Below are 20,469 nucleotides of genomic sequence, written 5' to 3' on the forward strand. Positions count from 1 at the left end.
CGGCTCGCCCGGAGACCACCATGCAACCGATCCTGACCCTGCGCCATTACAGCCACGACCTGATCGCCCACAGCCACAACCACGCGCAACTGGTGTTCGGCCTGTCCGGCGCGCTGGATTTCGAAGTCGCAGGGCGTGGCAGTCAGGTAATGCAGCAGAGCTTCGTGGTGATCCCCGCCGGTGCGCATCACGCGTGCGGCAGCCCCAAGGGCAGCCGCTGTCTGGTACTGGATGTGCCCGACGAACAATGGCTGACACGCTCACTGGGCGATCACGCCGATGCCAGCCGCCGACTGCTGGACAACGCCGCCCGTTTGTCGCTGGACGCGGGGCAAGGTCAATTGGTCAACTGGCTGGCGAACAGCCCGGTGGACGATCCGTTGATTGCGCAACAGGGCGCGGTGTTGCTGCTGGCAAGCCTGAACCACGTGCCACCCACCGAGATCACCGCGCGCCGCCTGCCCTTTGCGGCACTCGATGCGCACATCGAGCAGTACGCGGCTTATCCGCTGCAAGTCGCGGATCTGGCGCGCGTCGCCGGGTTATCCAGCGCCCGGCTGCATGCGCGGTTCGTCGCCGAATGCGGGCAAACACCGATGGACTACATTCGCAGCCGACGCCTGCACAAAGCCGTCGCGCTGTTGCGCAACACCACGCTGCCCGTCGGTGAAGTGGCCTGCCGAGTCGGCTACAACTCGCAAAGTGCGTTTTCGGCCGCCGTCCTGCGTGAATTTGGTATCTCTCCTACACAATTGCGGCGCGAGGCTGACGACAAAAGTCGATAGCCTGCCGACAGACTTTCCCGTCGGGACACGCTTCAATGTGTGCCTGTAATGGTGTTTGAAAAAGGACTGCAATGACTCCCCGTACCGCCCTGGGCGCCCTGCATATCGGCGCACTGATGTTCGGCCTGACCGGCGTCTTCGGCAAACTCGCAGCCGCAACGCCCGCGGTCATCGTGTTCGGACGCGCCGCGTTCGCCGTGCTGGCCCTGGCCTTTTTCGCCCGTTTCGCCCAACAGGGCGGCTGGCAGAAATTGCAGGCCGTCGACTGGCGACGACTGGCCCTGAGCGGCGCGCTGCTGGCCGGCCATTGGGTAAGTTTTTTCATTGCGGTCAAGGTCGCGGGCGTCGCCATCGCGACCCTGGGTTTCGCCAGTTTCCCGGCCTTCACGGTGATCCTCGAAGGGCTGATCTTCCGCGAGCGCATCCGCGCCAATGAAATCGTGCTGGTGGCGCTGGTCAGTGTCGGGCTGGTGCTGGTGACGCCGGCATTCGATCTGGCCAGCGGCGCGACTACCGGCCTGCTCTGGGCAATCCTGTCCGGCCTGCTGTTTTCCCTGCTGTCCCTGACCAACCGCGCCAGCTCCGGACGTATCCCGGCGGTGCAGGCGGCGTTGTGTCAGAACGTGGTGGTGGCGCTGTGTCTGCTGCCGGTCGCGGCGCCGCAACTGAGCCAAGTGCGCGCCATCGACTGGGTGTGGATCGGTCTGCTCGGGGTGTTCTGCACCGGCGTTGCCCACAGCCTGTTTGTCGCCAGCCTCGCGGTAATCAAGGCCCGCACGGCCGCGGTGGTGTTCGCCATGGAGCCGGTGTACGGAATTACCGTGGCCTGGCTGCTGTTCGATGAAAATCCGACCCTGCGCATGTTGATCGGCGGCGCGTTGATCATCGTTGCCATCGTGGTGTCGAGCCGGATGTCAGGCAGCAACGACAAGAAAACCGTCGCGGCCGAGGCGACCTCTCACTGAGTACGATCGTTGTGGCCCAAGTCGCGGTCAGGGTCGATCTGGTCGCGCACCCGCTGCTTGAGCACCTTGGCCTCCGGGAAACCGCCGTCGGCCTTGCGTTCCCAGATCTGCACGTCGTTGCAGGTAATGTGGAATATCCCGCCGGTGCCCGGCACCAGTGACACTTTGCCGAGATCATCGCCAAAGGTGCTGAGCAGTTCTTGCGCCAGCCACGCGGCGCGCAACAGCCACTGGCATTGCGTGCAATAGGTGATGACGATTTCCGGTTTTGTGTCGGTCATGCGCTGAAACTCCTGAGCCAGAGGGGCGCCGCTATAATAGCCGGCTTTATCGCTCGCCCCGAGACTCACGATGCGTCGCCTTCTGATCTGCCTGCTGCTTGGTTTCCTTCCCCTGTTCGTTCATCCCAGTGAGGCAACACGCCCGAAAGTCGGCCTGGTGCTGTCCGGCGGCGCGGCCCGTGGCCTGGCGCACATCGGTGTGCTCAAGGCCCTGGAAGAACAAGGCATCAAGATCGATGCGATTGCCGGCACCAGCATGGGCGCGGTGGTCGGCGGCCTGTACGCCTCGGGCTACAAGATCGACGAACTGGAAAAACTCGCCCTGACCATCGACTGGCAGCAGGCACTGTCCGACGCCCCGCCCCGGGAAGACGTACCGTTCAGGCGCAAGCAGGATGACCGCGACTTTCTGGTGAAACAGAAACTGAGCTTTCGCGACGACGGCAGCCTCGGCCTGCCATTGGGCGTGATTCAGGGCCAGAACCTTGCGCTACTGCTGGAAAGCCTCTTGGCCCACACCAGCGACACCCGGGATTTCGACAAGCTGCCGATCCCGTTCCGCGCCGTGACCACCGACATCGCCAACGGCGAAAAAGTGGTGTTCCGCAAAGGTCACCTGCCCCAGGTGATCCGCGCCAGCATGTCGATCCCGGCGGTGTTCGCCCCGGTCGAACTCGACGGCCGCCTGCTGGTGGATGGCGGCATGACCGACAACATCCCCCTCGACGTGGCCCGGGAAATGGGCGTCGACGTGGCTATCGTGGTCGACATCGGTACCCCGCTGCGCAACCGCAAGCAACTGGTGACCGTGGTCGATGTGCTGAACCAGTCGATCACCCTGATGACCCGGCGCAACTCCGAAGAGCAACTGGCGACCCTGCATCCCGATGACGTGCTGATCCAGCCGCCGCTGGCCAGTTTCGGGGCCACCGACTTCGGTCGGGGCCAGGAGATGATCGACGCCGGCTACCGCGCGACCAAGGCTCTGGACGTACGCCTCGCCCGCCTCAAACCCGTGCAGTCGCAGGACGCCGAACTCAATGCCGCCCGCGCGCCGGGCCAGCGCACGCCGATCATTACCGCAATCAAGGTCGAGAACGACTCGAAAGTCGGCGACGACGTGATCCGCTACTACATCCGCCAGCACATCGGCGAGCCGCTGGACCTGGGTCGTCTGCAAACCGACATGGGCACGCTGTATGGCCTCGACTACTTCGAGCAGGTGCAATACCGCGTGGTCCACAAGGGCGCGGATCACACGCTGGTGATCAGCGCGCGGGGCAAACGTACCGGCACCGATTACCTGCGGGTCGGCCTCAATCTGTCGGATGACATGCGCGGCGACAGCGCCTTCAACCTCGGCGCCAGTTACCGAATGAACGGCATCAACCGCCTCGGCGCGGAATGGCTGACCCGAGCACAAATCGGCGATCAACAAGAGTTGTACAGCGAGTTCTATCAGCCGCTGGATGTGGGCTCTCGCTATTTCGTGGCGCCTTATGCGTCGTTCGCCGCGCAAAACGTCGACTCGGTTCTGGACAACGATCCGATCGCCCAGTATCGCGTCGAGCGCTACGGCTTCGGCCTCAACGTTGGCCGGCAGATCGGCAACAGCGGCGAAGTGCGCTTCGGCGTCGGCGAGGCCTGGGGCAAGGCGGATGTGCGGATCGGCGATCAGGATCTGCCGAGCGAAAACTTCAACGAAGGGTTCTATGCGCTGAAGTACTCGTTCGACTCGCTGGACAACGTCTACTACCCCCACGAAGGCGAAGACATCGGCCTGACGCTGGTGCAGTTCGAACCGAGCCTGGGTTCCGACACACGCTACCGGCAGTGGGAGTTCAAACTGGACAAGGCCATGAGCAGCGGCCCGGACACGCTGATCCTGGGCGGTCGTTACGGTCGCACGCTGGACGATGCCAACGTGGTGACCTCCAGTTTCCTGCTCGGCGGCGCCCGGCAATTGTCGGGTTTCCGCGAGGATGCGATCTCCGGGCAAAACGTTAGTCTGATGCGCGCGGTGTACTACCGCCGCCTCACCCCGCGCTCGTACCTGCCGCTGGACTTCCCGTTGTACGCCGGTGCATCACTGGAACGGGGCCGGGCGTGGAACAACGACAATGAATTCGACAGCGGCTACATCAACGCCGCCAGCGTGTTCATCGGTTTCGATACGCCGCTGGGGCCGCTGAATTTCAGCTATGGCCTGAATGATGCGGATGAGCAGGCGGTGTACCTGAACCTCGGGCAGACGTTCTGACCGTCGTCAGCGAATCCCGGCCAACAGCGTGCGCGCCGTTTGCTTGAGAGGTTCGTCAGCCTCTTTGAGCAGTTCGTTGAGCAAGGCAATGGCGCTATCGATATCGCCGTCATCGATGCAGGTCTGGGCCTGTTCGAGTTTGCCGGCGTTCTCGGCGTCCGAGGGTTCGGGTTCCGGGGCTTGCAGTTCCAGTGGCTCCAGGGAGAGCGCTGGGCCGGGATCGCCAAACTCGTTGAGAAAGTCCTCGTCCAGCGGCTGCGTTTCTGGTTCGACGATCCATTCCAGTTCAGCGGTTTCGGCATCGTCGGGCAGGGTTTCCGGCAGTTCGAAATCCTGTGGCAATACCTGCAGATCGGAGCCCAGCGTCGATGGAGCCTGCTCAGGTTCGGCGCTGGCCGGGCGAGCTTCCTCAAGATCCCAACTGGAGGCCATCGAGAGCTGGTCCAGATTCAGTTCGAAATTGTCTTCGACTACCGGTTCGACAGACCCGGAGGATTCGATCGGCAGCTCGGCAATCACCGGGGCCGCCGCCACCAAAGGTGCGGCGCTGACCAGTTTCGGGTAGCGGGCGCGAATCTCCTGCAAGCGCTGATCTTCGACCCCGAGCTGACGCAGACGGGCTTCCTGCTCGTCATAGGCCGGCGAGTCGCCTTGCCGCCCCAGCACTTCGAGCAACTGCACGCCGAGGTCAATGCGCTCCGGCTCCCGCTGCAATGCATCACGCAATAAACCGGCAGCCTCGCTCAAGCGACCGTAGGCCAGATAAATGCCGACCGCTTCCAGCACATCGCCGTTGGCGTGGTCTTCGCGATGTTCGACCGCACTGTGCACGGCACTCGGCTGCATTGGTTCGGTGTCGTCGACCGGGAGTTCGTTTCGTACCGGCAGGAACGGCAACGGCGCAGCAGTCCCTTGCGCCTGCTGGCGTTGCCGGCGCACGTACAGCCCTGCCACCGATAATCCCAGGACCAGCAACAATCCGCCGAGCAGCGGCCAGTTGAGTAAATCCTCCTGAGACTCGACCGGGGCAATGACCGGCGCCGGCACAGGCGCCACGGGTGTTGCGGGTGCCGGTGGTGCCTGTTGCACTTCAATCAGACGGGCCTGCAGCTCGCCGAGCTGTTTCTTGCCGTCAGCGATCAGCACTGCCTGGGCCTGAAGCTTCACGTTCAATTCATCGATGGTTTTTTGCAGTTGCTGGTTCTGCACAAGGCTCGCCGCCATTTGCTCGGCCTGCACGTCGGCGACCGGGGCCGGTGGCTGCAAGGGTGCAACAGGTTTGGCCGGCGTCGTTGCGGAGGGAGCCTCGGGGGTCGGGAATTCCGACGATTGCGCACGCGCAGTCGGCTCGTCGGTGGCCGGGACTATTCCCGGTGAGCCCGGCGGGTCGATCAGCACGGTGTATTCGCGCAGCAGGTGCCCATTGGGCTGATCGAGTTGCACCAGGAAATTCAGAAAGGGTTCATTGACCGGTTTACTGGAGGTCACCCGGATCATGTTGCGATTGCCGCGCAGAATCGGGGTGAACTTGAGGTCATTGAGAAAGAACACGCGTTCGATACCGGCGCGGCCAAACTCGTCCGCCGAGGCCAGACGGATCGCCAGATCGCTTTCGCTGACGGCCCCGACATCCACCAGGGCGATGTCAGCCTTGAGTGGTTGATTGAGGGCCGAATGCACGGTGATGTCACCGAGCCCCAACGCCAATGATGCGGTGGACCAGGTGAGAACACCGGCCACCAACAGTGAGTTGGTGCAACGCAGTACCACGTGCCGACTTCCGAGCATGAGCATCCCTTAAATAAGCAAAACCGACTTCTATGCGTTCGCACATCCGGTACGAACACGATATTGCCCAGTAGTTCTTATAGTCCGCCCAGCGCGATCTCTCAAAAAAACGGCACGCGGTTATGCCTCAAGACTTTTCCAGGTTGGCCAGAATGTGCCCGTGAACCCGCATGCACACCTTCATGTCGGCCTCATCGATACCCTCGAACAATTCCTTGCGCAGTTGCGTGGCGATGGTTTCAATCTGTTCGATCAGCGGCAGGGCCGGTGAGCACAACACGATTTTCTTTGCCCGGCGGTCTTCCATTACAGACTGGCGTTGCACCAGTCCCTGGCTTTCCAGGCTGTCGAGCAGACGGGCCAGGGTCGGTCCTTCGACGCCGACGCTTTGCGCCAGCTCACGTTGGGTCGGCGCCTCTTCGAAACGCGCCAGATGCAGCAGCACCAGCCAGCGCGCCTGGGACAAACCCAGGCCGGCCAGCCGGCGATCCAGTTCGGCACGCCAGCCTCGGGACATCTGGGCCAATTGCATGCCAAAACGGTGTTGATCGGTTAACGGCATAAAACACTCATGATTAGACTGAACAAATAGAGAAAAACTAATTATTAGTCAGCTAAGCATGACATTTGCCTATAGGCAAGAGGCGCCCCGTACTGAATCGTTACAACCGCATGAGGGTTGGCACAAACGCCCTCTTACATTTCAAACTCCGATTGCAGCGCAGCCCGCACGCAGTACAGCACGCCTTCCGGTACACGACCGGCAAACAGCTCGGCCACTTCGGCGACGGACGGCAGTTCGCCTTCGCCGTCCAGGAATGCGTCCTGGACTTCACCCATCAGGTCTTCCGGCAAATCCAGCGCCTGTTCCAGCGACAACTGCTGCTTGCCGATGGCTTCGGCGAGCATGGCGTAGACGTTTTTTTCCGAGCACTGCAACTGACCGGAAATCTGCAACGGTGTCATGCCGGCGCGGGCCAGAGTGATCAGTTCGTGGCGCACGTCGGCCACGACTTTCGGTGCCTCGGCCTCGCCGCCGAGCACTTCGAGGAAAGCTTCGCCGTAACGCTCCAGCTTGCGCGCACCGACGCCGCTGACCCGGGCCATGTCGGCCAGCGAGGTCGGCTGGCTGCGGAGCATTTCCAGCAGGGTCGAGTCGGGGAAGATGACGTACGGCGGCACGCCGTGTTCTTCCGCCAGTTTGCGCCGCAGGGCACGCAACGCTTCCCACTGTTCGCGCTCTTCGCCACGCACGAGCTGGCTGGCCTGGCTCTTGCTGCCGCTCTTGGCGGTGATTTGTGGCTTGAGGTCGCGGCGCAGCTCCAGGCTCACTTCGCCCTTGAGCAGCGGCCGGCAGGTGTCGCTCAAACGCAGCCCGCCGTAGCCTTCATGATCGACGTCCGCCAGGCCACGGGCGACCAATTGGCGGAACAGCGAACGCCATTCGCTCTCCCCCAGCGCCTTGCCCACGCCGAACACAGACAGGTGCTGATGGCCGAAGCTGCGAACCTTTTCGTTGTCTTTGCCCAGCAGCACGTCAACCAGATGGCCGACGCCGTAACGCTGCCCGGTGCGGTAGATCGCCGACAGCGCCTGACGCGCAGGCTCGGTGGCGTCCCAGGTCTGCACGCCGTCGATGCAGTTGTCGCAGTGGCCACATGGCTCGGGCATGTCTTCGTCGAAATACGCCAGCAGTGCCTGACGGCGGCAGCGGGTTTCTTCGCAAAGCGAGAGCATGGCGTCGAGCTTGTGCTGCTCCAGACGCTTATGGCGTTCGTCGCCCTCGGAGTTCTGCAGCATCTGCTTGAGCATCACCACGTCTTGCAGACCGTAGGCCATCCACGCGTCCGCCGGCAGGCCGTCACGGCCTCCGCGCCCGGTTTCCTGGTAATAGGCTTCAAGGGATTTGGGCAGATCAAGGTGAGCGACGAAGCGCACGTTGGGCTTGTCGATACCCATGCCGAACGCCACGGTGGCGACCATGATCAAGCCTTCCTCGTTGAGGAAGCGCTTCTGGTGATAGGCGCGCAGATCGTTGGGCAGACCGGCGTGGTACGGCAGCGCCGGGAAGCCCTGCTCGGTGAGAAACGCGGCCACCTCTTCCACCTTCTTGCGTGACAGGCAGTAGACGATGCCGGCATCGCTGCGCCGCTCGGCGAGGAACGCCAGCAACTGCTTGCGCGGCTGCTCCTTGGGCACGATGCGGTAGAAGATGTTCGGCCGGTCGAAGCTCGACAGGAAACGCTCGGCGCTCTGCAAATGCAGACGGGTGACGATTTCTTCCCGGGTACGCTTGTCGGCGGTGGCGGTCAGGGCGATGCGCGGCACGTCGGGGAACATTTCCGCCAGTTGCCCCAGTTGCAGGTATTCCGGGCGGAAGTCATGGCCCCATTGCGATACGCAGTGCGCTTCGTCGATGGCGAACAGGGCGATGTTCAAGCCTTGCAGGAACGACAGCATGCGCGGCTGCACCAGACGCTCGGGCGCCAGATAAAGCATTTTCACTTCGCCGCGCTTGATGCGGTTGGCGAGGTCGCGCTGTTGTTCAGCGCTTAATGTGGAGTTCAACGCGGCGGCGGCCACGCCCAGCTCTTCGAGGGTGGCGACCTGATCGTCCATCAGCGCGATCAGCGGCGACACCACCACCGCCAGGCCGTCGCGCAGCAGCGCCGGCACCTGGAAGCACAGCGACTTGCCGCCGCCGGTCGGCATCAGGACAAGGGCATCACCACCACTGGCCACGCGCTCAATGATTGCACCCTGACGGCCACGGAAACTGTCGTAGCCGAAGATGTCCTTGAGGACGCGTTGAGCCTGTTCGAGCATAAAAACTCCAAAAATCCACCGAAACATCCCTGCACAGGCTGGTTCAAGACAGCCGAGGCTGCTTTAAACAAAACGTAAGGGCGCATTGCATGACGCCGTACGGATTCAGCCGCGACACCGGCAGGGATCGCAAAGCGCGGCAGTATACCCGAGCCCTCCCCGGCAAAGGGCACCGCCGATAAGAAGCTTGTGCGGGCAAATCTGCCGTGCGGCTGGCTTGAGGGCTCAAGAAGGCCTAGAATTCCCGCATTGTTTATTCCCCAAGGTAGCCCTTTAATGTCCTTCGCCGAGCAACTAACCCGCCTGCAAGTCTTCCTCGACGCCGACGAGCTGCATGAAGAGGCGCTGGACTACGTGGCCGCTCACGGTTACCTGACTGCTTTGTCGATCTGCGCCGATGTGGTGCCGGACCGTGAGTGGATCGACGCCCTGTTCGCCGAAGAGCCGCATTACAGCAGCGAAGCCCAGCGTGAAGAGATCGAAGCCACGCTGATCGGCCTCAAGGCCCACATCGCCCGCCAACTGGCGTCGGATGAAGAATTCGAGCTGCCATGCGAACTGGACCTGGGCGACGAGCCGGACGATTCCGAACTGCGCGGCTGGTGCATCGGCTTCATGGAAGGCGTGTTCCTGCGCGAAGCGGCCTGGTTCGAAACCGCCGAGGAAGAAGTCAGCGAAATGCTCCTGCCGATCATGGTCGGTTCGGGCCTGTTCGACGAACAGCCCGAGTTCGAAGATATCGCCAGGGACGCCAACCTGATGGACGACATGATCGTGCAGATTCCAGAAGCCCTGACCGCGCTGTACCTGCTGTGCCAGGCACCTGACGAAAAACCGGCGATCCTCAAGCCACGTCACCACTAAGATCCGGCCTATGGACAACCCCATAGGCAAGCGCTCCCTGATGTTGCGCTACATCCTGCTGGCCACCGGCTGGCTCAGCGTGGCATTGGGGGTGATCGGGATATTCCTGCCTGTTCTCCCCACGACTCCCTTCCTGCTGCTGGCAGCTGCCTGCTTCGCCCGCAGCTCTCCGCGTTTCTATCAATGGCTGGTCGAGCATCCCCGGCTCGGGCCATGGATCCGCGACTACCTCAATGGCAACGGCATTCCGCTCAAGGGCAAGGTCTACGCGATCGGGCTGATGTGGGCGAGCATTCTGTTCTCATGCTACCTGGTGCCGCTGCCGTGGGCGCGCGGGTTCATGTTGACGAGTGCGGTGTTGGTGACGGTCTACATTCTGCGACAGAAAACCCTGCACAAACGCTGAGCGCTCACCAACCGTTCGTCGAAAAAACCTGCGCACCTGTCAGATCTGACAGTAGCCAGGCGATCGATTTCAATCCTTAAATCACTCCGTCGCCCATCCCTCGACAGGAGTGTCAGCCATGTTGAAAAAACCTGCGAAAAGAGTTGCCACCCTGGCTCTTGCCGAGCTGGAAATCCCCGACAAGCAACCAGAACCATTGCCTTCCGGTGAGTGGGGGATCAATCGGGCTGCGGCGATGGGGGTACACCCCGAACAAGGACTGCAGACTTACATCTCGCCATGGACCGAGATGGGCATCGGTGACGACGTCGAACTGTTGAAGGATGGCAATGTCGTTGCCCAGACCACCATCAGGGAAGCCGCCGAGGTGGGCCAGCGCGTAACGCTGTTCGTCGCCCCCCCCGGCACGCCCAGACCGGCTCGCATACCCTGAATTACCGAGTCAAACGACTCAATCAAGCGTGGGAAATCCAGACTCCTCCGACCAAAATATACGAAAAACTCGAGATTCCGGGGGGGCAAGATACGTTGCCAGGCCCTGGCCACTCTGAGTTGTATATGTATATCGATCCGGAAATCGTCAACGGTGTCGTAGATAAGGACATAGCAGAGGCGGGTGTGCCGATCATCATCCGTTCCGAGTCCGGCACCGCCCCGCCTTACCCCAATGCCGCCGTCGGCGATATTCCGGAGATTACCTGGGGCGGTTATCCCAAAAAATCCGCACCGCTGACCGCCGAGCAGATCAATGACCCCAACAACAACCCAATCGAAATCGTGGTGGATAAAGCACTCATCGAACTCGCCGGCGACAGCGATGAAAGGGGCCTTGGTGCGGCCTTCATTGTGAAGGACATAGTGAAAAACGTCGCAGACGACTGGTCTAAGGAAACCCGGATCGTAGTCTCGGTGGGCACAAATCTTCTGCTCGCCCCTATTGTCCAACAGGCCATCAACAACGTGCTTGATCTTGAGAAACTGGGTGACGACAAGGTCATCGTTCAAGTGGTGGCCAGAGCCCCAGACTTCAAGCTAGGCGACAACATCGGACTGAAGATGCGCGGTACCACGGTAGAGGGCGATCCGATCGAAGCCGTGGCTCCCTTAGTGGAGATCGACAACTTGCCACACACCTACGAGTTGCTAATCGAGAACTCGGATGCGCGAAAGCTGGCAAAAACCCAAGCCACTTTCTCTTACCGCCTGGAACGCAATGGCAGCACCGATCCGCTTCAATCCAAAGGCCAGTTCGTGCAGATTGTGGGCGAAGCCGATCAACTGGCGGCCCCGATTCTCGACGACGCACAAAATGGTGTGATTCCCGACGACCTCCCGAGTACCACTTTGCGAATCCCGCACAATCCGGTCATTGAAGTCGGTATGGCAATCGAAATCAGATGGTTCGGCACGCGCCCCAATGGCACTACCTATGATCCCAGCTTCGAAGATGAATGGTATTTCCCGGACCAGTCCGAGGTAGACAACCCGAACGGTTTTGGCATCCCCATTGACGGCAAACACATTCACACCCTCAAAGGCGGAAAAGTCGTCGCGTCCTATACATTGCTGATGGACAAGGACGGCGAAATCATCAGGCGCCTTTCCCGACCTGCTACCTCCGTCAATGTCGGCGAACCGCAGTTTGAACTGGTCAAGCCCATCGTTCTGGGAGAAGTGAATGGTGGACTGGAACCCGGCGACTTGCCCGCAGGCGCCAGCAGACTGACCGCACCAAGACCCACAGGTACTCCAAGTAAAGCCAAGGACGAGGTGACGTACACCTGGGACGGTGAGGTCACCGGCAAGATCGAAGACACGATCACACTGAATGCACTCTCGGCCAACAAGGATGTTAATTTCACACTGAATGCCGCATTCGTAGCTGCGCATATTGAGCCCAACCGCGGAAAAAAAATTACTGCGTCCTACAGGATCTGGCGCTTCGAAACCGATACCACCAGCTACTCCAATCCGCTGACCTTTGTCGTAGGCCAGGCAGAGCAACCACTGCTGGATCCAGCGGAAGTGGTGCAAGCCCCCGATGGAATCCTCGACCCCGCCAATGCCCCGGACGGTGCAACCGTCAGAATTGCCGCAAACCGGCCAGAAAACGCTGGCGATCATTTCTACATGACGTGGGCCACCACGGACGGAGTGACGGTGCACACGGACGACAAATCCATCAGCGGAAACAACAAGGGCAAACCCGTCGAGTTCCCGGTTGACCGGGCCACCGTGCTGGCCTGCCTGAACAAGAATGTGGTGATCAGTTATTACGTGGAACTGTTCGAGGGTGGCCGGAACCCCGGTGAAGATTATCCGCTGAGAGTCGAGGCAACGGAGTTCAAGCTGCCAGACGCCACGTTCAAGGAGGCAACCGGCCCTCAAAAAGATCAGTTGAATCCGGACGATGTTTATCCAAACGGCGCGACGGTGGTGATACCGGCAACCGCCCTTCTGAAGGAAGGCGATGAAATCACGGTAAAGGTAGAGGGTCTAACCACTACAACATATCCGCATACCGTGACGGCCGGGCAGGCCGACAAAGAGCTGGCCGTGATCAAGGTGCTGCATAGCGTGATCAACGCCAACGAAGGCCGAAGCATCGCCTTGAGCTACGAAATCCAACGCAAGGCCGGCGGAACCCATGGTCCTTCCAACCCGACGGTCTACGATGTGCGCAAGGTGATCGGCAGCGGCAAGTTGCTGGTCATGGGTGCCCGCTACAACAAGGGAGTTTATCGGGAGAGCAGTTCCAGCTGGCTCATATCCGCCTTCAATGCACAGACCCGGCAACGCGTGCAGGCAGAGTGGAAATACGCCGACGACAGCACCTGGACAAAAGCGGAGACCTGGGTCGATACCCATCCGTATGCCCCCTTGCAAGTTCGCACCAGCGACGACCAGGTCACCCTGAACAGAGTGAATGTATTTGGCACCGGTGGCCCGGGCACTCCCGCCAATGACGGGGCATTCGTGGCGCTGCGGGACAAGAACAATCTGGCAGCCTGGGGTAACCCGTTGAATGGCCAGAAAATCCCGCCAACCTTTCAGACGTTCACCGACATTGCCAAGGCTGCTTGTTCCGGCAGTTCTTATGCGGTGATTCGTACCAACAACTTCACTGTCGCCTGGCCCGGGTCTGCAGGTCAGGGTGGAGAAATGGGCTCGGTGGTTCCTACGGACTTCAAGCTGCTCGCCGGCAACAGCGTGGCTATTGCAGGCATCAAAACCAATGGAACAGTCCATGCCTGGGGCAATGTTGAGAGAGGCGGGACCCCGTCCGCCGAAATCCTGGCCTTGAGAGATGCAGTCGAACTGGCGCCAGCCGGATATGCTTTCGCCGTCCTCAGAGCAACCGGTCAAGTGATGGCCTGGGGACTTGGGGCGGGGTATGGCGGTGTTGTTCCTGCAGAGATCGCCAGCCTCACCGATATCAAACACGTGATTGGCAATGGCTTCGCTTTCGCTGCACTTCGGGAAAGCGGCAGTGTGGTCGCCTGGGGCGATACTGCGAAAGGCGGCACCGTATCCGACGATGTCGCCGGCCTGACCAACATCAAGGCGCTTGCCTGTGCAAATGCTCAAGCTTTCATCGTCATACTCATGAGCGGACAAATCGCGGGTTGGGGACCTGCCACCTATGGCGGGACAATACCTGCGGATATCCGCTCCTTGACGGATATCATCTCAGTCGTCGCCAGTTCGAATGCGTTTGCAGCGCTTCGGCACAGCGGTCACGTCGTCGGATGGCCCGAGGCTAATTCGGGTGGGCTGATACCTGACACGATCGCCGGCAGGGACGATCTTGTTCAACTGGCCGCCACCGCTGGAGCGTTCGCCGCCGTGTGCAAAGATGGAACCGTGGTGGCCTGGGGAGACCCATTGCTCGGAGGAGATACCACGCCCGTCGTCACCAAGTTGGTAAATGTCACTGCAATCTACGCCAACCGTCATGCCTTTACCGCACTCACTTCCGACGGCGAAGTCGTGACCTGGGGCAATGCTCTCGCCGGCGGCGACAGCAGCGCCGCTCAAGACCGGCTCAAAGGCCAGGTGTCGTACCACGCCAATGCGGCCACCCGCGGTCTGGCGCTCAAGGCCAGCCGATTGGCCAGGCTCAATACCCTCTGACCCCCTCGACGATGCCTTGCCGTGCGGCGCTCACCCGAGCGCCGCCTATCTGAATTAAGGAGAGGGTGACATGAGCCAGACCAACAACAATCTGCGGGAGCCAACTGTAGACGAAGCGCCCAACGGCATTCTGGATCCGCAAACGCTTCCTCCGAAGGGAGCGACCGTCAGGATAAAACCCTGGATACCCATGGTGTTCCGCGATCACGTTTACTTGTACGTCGGCGACACCTACACCGATGACCTGCCCATCAGCGCCAATGCCGTCGGCAAAGATGTTGAGTTCAATGTAGAAGCCCGGGAATTTGTTGCCGATGAGAATCACATCGTGCGGATTCGCTACGAAGTACAGCTGTACCAGAGCACTCGCGAACGTTCGAACATCCTGGATCTGAAATTGCAGACGGGTTTCGACGCCGCCGCCACACTGGATCTGAGCAATGACAACTACGTCGTCTCCGTCGACAAGCCACCGCTTGCCCCTCCCCCGGCGGCGCGCATGACCCGTGAAGCCACTTGGGGCCAGGCTCCCTACACCTGGGACAGCACCGATCCGCTGATTGCCAGTGCCGATGCACAATCGGGCGAGATCACCGCCCTGCGCAACGGCACCTGCAGGATCCGCGCGACCGACAGCCAGAGCCAGAGCAGAGAGTACCCACTGACCGTCAAGGGCATTCAGGAGGTGCACTTCCTAAGTGCCGGTGCGGATTGGGAGGGCATGACCAGAATCTGCACCGCTGCAAAGCTGCAACCGATCACCCTCGCCCAGACGAAACGGCTATGGACGCTTTACTTCCCCGACAGCGGCCCCGTCGCGGATTTCCTTGAGTGGTTGAACTACCCGGTATGGACCGCCGACGTCTTGGGCGCCAACACCGCCTGGACGTACGACCTCAACGGCTCCTCGGTCAATGACAACGCCACCAGCCAGGACACCGCCTCGTTCTGGCAGGTTCTGGGTGTCTCCAGAGATTGAACGCGGTGACCGAAAGCTTGTGGAGCACACCATGCAAAAGACGTCTCGGATCAAGTTTCTGCTGCTCGCGTTGTTGCTGTTCAGTGGTGTCAACCACGCAGCAACCGGTCCAGAAACCGCGCAGCTGCTCAATCAGCGTTATCACAACTCCGCCCCACAGTGCGCGGGCGCCAATCCCGCGTACTTTTGCAGCGGCGTGTTGCTGCGCGGCAGTGAGGGCACGCAAGCATTCTGGAAACACTCGGCAAACGCCGTACAACTGGGCGCCGAGGGTTTCAATTACCTGCGCGCCGATCTTGATACTCGCTCGCTGTCGCAAGCATACGGTGCCGTGTTCAGCGATCAATTCACGGCCATCGGCCAGGACAAGGCACTGGATGTGCTGTGTGCCTACCCGTTCGAGTTTGCGGTTCAGGGCACGCGCCCCGATTTCGGTTGCGGGTGGACAGCGACGGTCAAAGCTCAGGATGCCAGCTCCTGCACGACTCAGGGTGCGACCGACGTCCAGAGCTGGCTTGCGCACTTTGCACAACAGGGCAATCAGCCTGCAAAGCAATGCTCGCTCAGCACTCAAGACCCTGCGCAGTTCAGCGCCAGCCTGGTCGCACACCAACGGATCGGCACCGAATGGTCCGTCCAACCTACGCTGCTGCAAATAAAGAACTGGGACGACCAGGCTCCGAAGCAACTGCCACTGCAAGGCCTGTTCTACGACGTGACGAAGAGTGGCTCATTGCTGGGCGCACAAAAGGATCAACGCGACTATTTCAACGCCACCGGCGACTGGCTGCCGATCCTGCGCATGGACCTGAGCCGGAAACCGGATGCGGTGTTCGGGTTCAATCAGCAGGATCAGTTGTATATCGGCTATCAGGTCGCGGCGAATCTGAATGCCCGCTACGCCAATACGACCATGACATGCCCAAACAACGAAGCCGCCTACAAATGCAGCGGAGTCTTGATACGCACGACCAGTGCAACACCCGAATACCATGCGTGGAATTCCAGCCCCGGGTCGGTGGAGCGCAACGGCGTTTCTTTTTCCTATTTGCGAGCCGACATTTACCTGCCCATTCTGGCCTGGTCAAAGCCGCAGGGTCTGATCCTCAAGGAGCTGTCTGCACCTGCGGCTTATCCTCTGACACTGCGCTGCGCATGGCCACATGACGCTGCTACGTTTTATCGAAGCGATAGCTGTAATGAATCATCACGAACCCCTTTACCCAGTCATCCATGCGATGAGCAAGGTATTACCACGGTTGAGGCATACCTCACTCATTTCAACGCACTGACCGATCGTTACGCCGGATGCAGCCTCAAAGGCGAGCAAGCGCCCTTCGCCGTAAGCATTCAAGTTCGTGCATTGTTTTCGGTGCAGGATCAACGGGTGCATAACGAATCCATCATCGCGGACTGGCCGCAAAACATTCCGGAAAAAATTCCGCTTCAGGCGTTTTTCTACACCAGTGTCTTGGGTAAGCCGAGCGCCCGTTACTTTCAGAAGGATTACTTCGAGCAAACCGCAGGTTACCTGCCGGTGGTGCAATTGACTTTCAACGCAGCAGATAACGCCTACAGGTTCGAATTCGATCCGCAAGACCAGCTTGTTGGCGGGGAAACACCGTGAGCTTGGACCATTGGTCGAAAACCTGCGCTCACCTGTCAGATCTGACAGTACCTCTCCCTCCTCCCCTCAGGTTCAATAAAAAACCGTCTGCGATCCCATTGCGTGCTCGTTCAGGAGTTTCGTCATGCCCACCAAAAGCCTGCTTCTGTTTCCCGATCTCAATCAGCCCGTTACAAGGGTGCTTCGGCCCATGCAGATCAGCGGCGCAGTCGCGCCAGTCGTGGATGCCGATGGCGGGATCAATATTGCAGTGGTCGAGGAAAGCGCCAACGGCGTGTTGTGCGTAATTGTGGCGTACCTCGACATGCTGGAAGGAGATAAAAATATTGTTTACTGGGACGATGTCCCGGTGTTCACCCGAATGGTTGAAGCGGGGGAAAAAGACAAGCACCTGTTCTTTTATCTGCCCAAAGCGCTGTTCTCTCCCGGTCTGCATGAATGCTTTTATGAGTTGACCCGGTTTGGCGAAACCGCGCCGGACGATCCCTCTGTGTTGTCACTGTTTCGGATCAAACTCACCAGCCCCGGTGGCCGAGACAGGGAACCCCATCTACCCGACGGGCACTCCGAACTGCACATCGCGCAACTGCCGCAGGAAATCATCGATCAGGGAGTGATCGACGCCGAGTGGGCGAAAAAAGGCGTTCCGCTGACTGTTCGTGCCTACCCGGAAATCACACTGCGAGACACGATTCTGATGCGCTGGGGCAGCCATACCCTGGCGCCGCACCTTGTTACACAAGCTCAGGCAGAGGGCAAGGACCCCATCGTGATCGTCGCCAAACAGGAAGACATTCTGGCCGGTGGCGACAGCCCGACGCTGGAAATCAAGTACGACCCTCACGATGAAGTATGGAACTGGTCTTCCCGACACTCCAAACGCACTCGGATTGCCGTCGACGCCGGCGCCTGGCGGCTGCAAGCCCCGATCATCAAGGAATCGGTTAATGGGATCATCACCATCATCAACTTGAATAAGGAGAACGTCACGGTCCAGGTCCCTATCGCGGGCTCAGATTTCGCGCTGAAAGATTCAATTGAAATGACCTGGATCGGCACCCCTTTTACTGGCAAGCCGTTGATTCACACCGAAACCAAACTGGTGGAAAGCATCCCGAGTGTCTTGCCATTCGAGGTGCCGTACGCGCAAGTCCGCGCCATCGCCATGGGCCGGGCTGATGCCTCCTACGTGCTGACGAAAGCGGACGGAAGTCCGCCGCTATCCTCCAAACGCGAATTTGCCGACGTGGTGGGTGACGTTTCAATGCCGGACGCACCGACGATTCTCGAGTTGCTGGGTGACATACTCGAGCCGCACAGGCCTTACGCCACGGTGCGAATCGGGTACGCAGCCATTGCCAATGGCGATCTGGTCGCCGGTCACTGGATAGGTGAAAAGTCCAACGGTCAGCCCTATGTCCATGAGTTCACTCATGCCGTCAGTGACAACGAGGCAAAAGAAGGCTTTTTCACTGTTTACGTCGACAAAGAGCACATCGGCGTGCTCGACAAAGGCAGCCTCGATCTTTGGTACACCGTGTCCAATGACAAGCCGGAACTCTACGGTGTCAGTGATTCGGAGCATCTGTTGGTCAGGGTACAAGGCGTCACCGCGACACTGCGCAGGCCCGAGGTGGAGGAAGCCGGCAAAAATCCAGATGTGCTCGACCCATCCAAAGTCTTCGATGTCGTCCACATATTCATCGAAAATCCGCCGACGCAAAAAGACGACATCGTGACCTGGTATTGGCAAGCGACCCATCCGTTCGGCAGCATCAGCGACTGGGTGCCCATTACGGCGCTGAGCGCCGGTAACCCGCTGCGTTTTCGAGTGCCTGCAGAGTACGTCACGCGCAATATCGGGCAGTACGTCAAGGTGCGATATGTGCTGCTGCGCCCCTCCACTCAACGTTACGAACATTCTGCAACGCTCGATTTGTTAATTGGTGAATTGGTTGGCGAACTTCTCCCGCCCAAGGTGATTCAGGCCCTTGATGACATTTTGAATCCGAAGGACGGCCTCAACGGCGTCGATGTACGCGTCAGTTACGAAACCATGAAGCCCGGTCTGGATATCATCAACCTCAATTGGATCGGCACACCGGGTGCTGGCACCTCGACTGATCTTGAATTGCCGGGGGATGTCAGTGGAACCGTCACCTTTCGTATTCCCGGCTCGGTTATCGGCGCCAACATCGAACGACGAGTGGACGTTGGTTATAGCGTGACACGCTCTGGCTTAACCACTCCCTCGGACTCATTGGACTTGTATGTTTCCAACTTCAAGGATCCTGAAAACGACTGGCCCCGTCCGCAAGTCCCTTTGGCAACCAACAATGTTCTTGATCTGATGACGTTCAGCGGCGATGCAAGCGCTCTTGTATTGAAATGGCCGTTCATTGCGCTCAAGCAACGCGTCTGGTTCAGGCTGGAAGGCAAGACAGCAGCGGGCAGCGACTACGTCATCAGGATGCTCGATGGCGTCGAGATCACTCCGGCGCAGGTGAGCAGCGGGCTGAATGAAGTCCTGCGTCGAAGCGAGTTAATGAAGCTGGGACATTCCACACCGGCAAACGTGATTTGCAAAGTCTCGTTTGATGGCACCAATCAGGAAGTCAATGCGATTGAGTTCCCGAAATTATCGCTGACGATCAGAACCCGGTACGACTGGCTGACGCCGAAGATCACCCATGTGACTGACGCCAATGGGGAGGTTACAGAGGGCGGCGAAACCTTCTTTGAGCAGGTCACCATCAAAGGCACCGCGACCCGGGATGAGAAGGTCGAGATTTTCGATGGCTCCACCTCGCACGGCAATGTTGACGTTGGGGTTGATGGCATCTGGAGCAAGACCCTGCTCAACCTCCAGATCAAGGATTATCACATTACAGCTCACGCTCTATATGCAGCGGACCCGGTTTCCAGCCTGATACGGGCCTTTACGGTGAAGGCGGCGGTGCCACCCACCATCACCAATGCCCAGGATTCCAAAGGCACCGTGATTCCAGATCGCGGCACCACCGTCGACACAACCGTGAAACTGACGGGCAGCGCCAGCGAGGGCGAGCAGGTGGAGATCTTCGACGGCGCCGCCAGCAAGGGCAACGCCACAGCGGACCCATCGACCGGCATCTGGACCAAGGACCTTACGGGCCTGAGCGTGGCAACGCACAGCTTCACCGCCAAAGCACTGTATGGCGCGGGTCAGACTTCGGGGGCACGGACACTGACCGTGACTGCGGTGGTGGCCCCCACCATCACCAATGCCCAGGATTCCAAAGGCACCGTGATTCCAGATCGCGGCACCACCGTCGACACAACCGTGAAACTGACGGGCAGCGCCAGCAAGGGCGAGCAGGTGGAGATCTTCGACGGCGCCGCCAGCAAGGGCAACGCCACAGCGGACCCATCGACCGGCATCTGGACCAAGGACCTTACGGGCCTGAGCGTGGCAGCGCACAGCTTCACCGCCAAAGCACTGTATGGCGCGGGTCAGACTTCGGGGGCACGGACACTGACCGTGACTGCGGTGGTGGCCCCCACCATCACCAATG

At 60.0% G+C, this 20,469-nt stretch carries 14 protein-coding genes; 10 read left to right on the forward strand and 4 right to left on the reverse strand.

The window, feature by feature from the left end; genetic code table 11:
- Window positions 1-20: 20 nt before the first annotated feature.
- The gene (locus tag CAF79_RS19325) at window positions 21-785 is read left to right on the forward strand and encodes an AraC family transcriptional regulator (RefSeq protein ID WP_085699563.1); all 765 of its coding nucleotides are present in this window, start codon (window positions 21-23) and stop codon (window positions 783-785) included.
- Between the two features lie 71 nt (window positions 786-856).
- Window positions 857-1,750 (forward strand): DMT family transporter, encoded by an 894-nt coding sequence (locus tag CAF79_RS19330; protein WP_085699566.1) that lies wholly within the window; start codon window positions 857-859, stop codon window positions 1,748-1,750.
- Here the strand turns inward: CAF79_RS19330 and CAF79_RS19335 are convergent.
- Window positions 1,744-2,031 carry a SelT/SelW/SelH family protein gene (locus tag CAF79_RS19335; protein WP_085699568.1) on the reverse strand — a complete coding sequence of 96 codons (288 nt, stop codon included), beginning with the start codon at window positions 2,029-2,031 and terminating at the stop codon, window positions 1,744-1,746. The two genes, CAF79_RS19330 and CAF79_RS19335, sit on opposite strands and share 7 nt — an antisense overlap.
- A 70-nt stretch (window positions 2,032-2,101) precedes the next feature.
- On the opposite strand from CAF79_RS19335, the gene CAF79_RS19340 reads away from it, so the two are divergent.
- Window positions 2,102-4,291: a patatin-like phospholipase family protein gene (locus tag CAF79_RS19340; protein ID WP_085699570.1), complete on the forward strand. Its 2,190-nt coding sequence runs from the start codon at window positions 2,102-2,104 to the stop codon at window positions 4,289-4,291.
- A gap of 6 nt (window positions 4,292-4,297) precedes the next feature.
- Here the strand turns inward: CAF79_RS19340 and CAF79_RS19345 are convergent, their stop codons facing one another.
- From CAF79_RS19345 to recQ, 3 genes are all read right to left on the reverse strand, one after another.
- On the reverse strand, window positions 4,298-6,079 hold the full coding sequence (locus CAF79_RS19345; RefSeq protein ID WP_085699573.1) for a FimV/HubP family polar landmark protein: 1,782 nt from the start codon (window positions 6,077-6,079) through the stop codon (window positions 4,298-4,300).
- Between the two features lie 127 nt (window positions 6,080-6,206).
- The gene (locus tag CAF79_RS19350) at window positions 6,207-6,641 is read right to left on the reverse strand and encodes a MarR family transcriptional regulator (RefSeq protein WP_085683049.1); all 435 of its coding nucleotides are present in this window, start codon (window positions 6,639-6,641) and stop codon (window positions 6,207-6,209) included.
- 134 nt (window positions 6,642-6,775) lie between these two features.
- Entirely contained in the window at window positions 6,776-8,905 is a 2,130-nt protein-coding gene (gene recQ / locus CAF79_RS19355; RefSeq protein WP_085699575.1) for a DNA helicase RecQ, read from the reverse strand.
- Window positions 8,906-9,181: 276 nt separating this feature from the next.
- On the opposite strand from recQ, the gene CAF79_RS19360 reads away from it, so the two are divergent.
- From CAF79_RS19360 to CAF79_RS19385, 7 genes are all read left to right on the forward strand, one after another.
- Window positions 9,182-9,769: a YecA family protein gene (locus tag CAF79_RS19360; protein WP_085699577.1), complete on the forward strand. Its 588-nt coding sequence runs from the start codon at window positions 9,182-9,184 to the stop codon at window positions 9,767-9,769.
- 10 nt (window positions 9,770-9,779) lie between these two features.
- Window positions 9,780-10,175: a YbaN family protein gene (locus CAF79_RS19365; RefSeq protein WP_085699579.1), complete on the forward strand. Its 396-nt coding sequence runs from the start codon at window positions 9,780-9,782 to the stop codon at window positions 10,173-10,175.
- Between the two features lie 118 nt (window positions 10,176-10,293).
- The gene (locus CAF79_RS29510) at window positions 10,294-10,608 is read left to right on the forward strand and encodes a hypothetical protein (protein WP_256579419.1); all 315 of its coding nucleotides are present in this window, start codon (window positions 10,294-10,296) and stop codon (window positions 10,606-10,608) included.
- A 125-nt stretch (window positions 10,609-10,733) separates the two neighbouring features.
- The gene (locus CAF79_RS19370) at window positions 10,734-14,309 is read left to right on the forward strand and encodes a hypothetical protein (protein ID WP_256579421.1); all 3,576 of its coding nucleotides are present in this window, start codon (window positions 10,734-10,736) and stop codon (window positions 14,307-14,309) included.
- 70 nt (window positions 14,310-14,379) lie between these two features.
- Entirely contained in the window at window positions 14,380-15,288 is a 909-nt protein-coding gene (locus CAF79_RS19375) for a hypothetical protein (protein ID WP_085699581.1), read from the forward strand.
- A gap of 31 nt (window positions 15,289-15,319) precedes the next feature.
- Window positions 15,320-16,915 (forward strand): hypothetical protein, encoded by a 1,596-nt coding sequence (locus CAF79_RS19380; RefSeq protein WP_085699583.1) that lies wholly within the window; start codon window positions 15,320-15,322, stop codon window positions 16,913-16,915.
- Window positions 16,916-17,039: 124 nt separating this feature from the next.
- Window positions 17,040-20,469: Ig-like domain-containing protein (locus CAF79_RS19385; RefSeq protein ID WP_085699585.1), on the forward strand; the 3,430-nt coding region annotated here is incomplete at its 3' end.

This window comes from Pseudomonas sp. B26(2017), assembly GCF_002113045.1.
Lineage (GTDB): Bacteria > Pseudomonadota > Gammaproteobacteria > Pseudomonadales > Pseudomonadaceae > Aquipseudomonas.

Excerpts from the sequence above, each read along its gene's own strand:
- CAF79_RS19325 (WP_085699563.1), top strand. The coding sequence starts at position 21 with ATGCAACCGATCCTGACCCTGCGCCATTACAGCCACGACCTGATCGCC.
- CAF79_RS19330 (WP_085699566.1), top strand. The coding sequence starts at position 857 with ATGACTCCCCGTACCGCCCTGGGCGCCCTGCATATCGGCGCACTGATG.
- CAF79_RS19335 (WP_085699568.1), bottom strand. The coding sequence starts at position 2,031 with ATGACCGACACAAAACCGGAAATCGTCATCACCTATTGCACGCAATGC.
- CAF79_RS19340 (WP_085699570.1), top strand. The coding sequence starts at position 2,102 with ATGCGTCGCCTTCTGATCTGCCTGCTGCTTGGTTTCCTTCCCCTGTTC.
- CAF79_RS19345 (WP_085699573.1), bottom strand. The coding sequence starts at position 6,079 with ATGCTCGGAAGTCGGCACGTGGTACTGCGTTGCACCAACTCACTGTTG.
- CAF79_RS19350 (WP_085683049.1), bottom strand. The coding sequence starts at position 6,641 with ATGCCGTTAACCGATCAACACCGTTTTGGCATGCAATTGGCCCAGATG.
- recQ (WP_085699575.1), bottom strand. The coding sequence starts at position 8,905 with ATGCTCGAACAGGCTCAACGCGTCCTCAAGGACATCTTCGGCTACGAC.
- CAF79_RS19360 (WP_085699577.1), top strand. The coding sequence starts at position 9,182 with ATGTCCTTCGCCGAGCAACTAACCCGCCTGCAAGTCTTCCTCGACGCC.
- CAF79_RS19365 (WP_085699579.1), top strand. The coding sequence starts at position 9,780 with ATGGACAACCCCATAGGCAAGCGCTCCCTGATGTTGCGCTACATCCTG.
- CAF79_RS29510 (WP_256579419.1), top strand. The coding sequence starts at position 10,294 with ATGTTGAAAAAACCTGCGAAAAGAGTTGCCACCCTGGCTCTTGCCGAG.
- CAF79_RS19370 (WP_256579421.1), top strand. The coding sequence starts at position 10,734 with ATGTATATCGATCCGGAAATCGTCAACGGTGTCGTAGATAAGGACATA.
- CAF79_RS19375 (WP_085699581.1), top strand. The coding sequence starts at position 14,380 with ATGAGCCAGACCAACAACAATCTGCGGGAGCCAACTGTAGACGAAGCG.
- CAF79_RS19380 (WP_085699583.1), top strand. The coding sequence starts at position 15,320 with ATGCAAAAGACGTCTCGGATCAAGTTTCTGCTGCTCGCGTTGTTGCTG.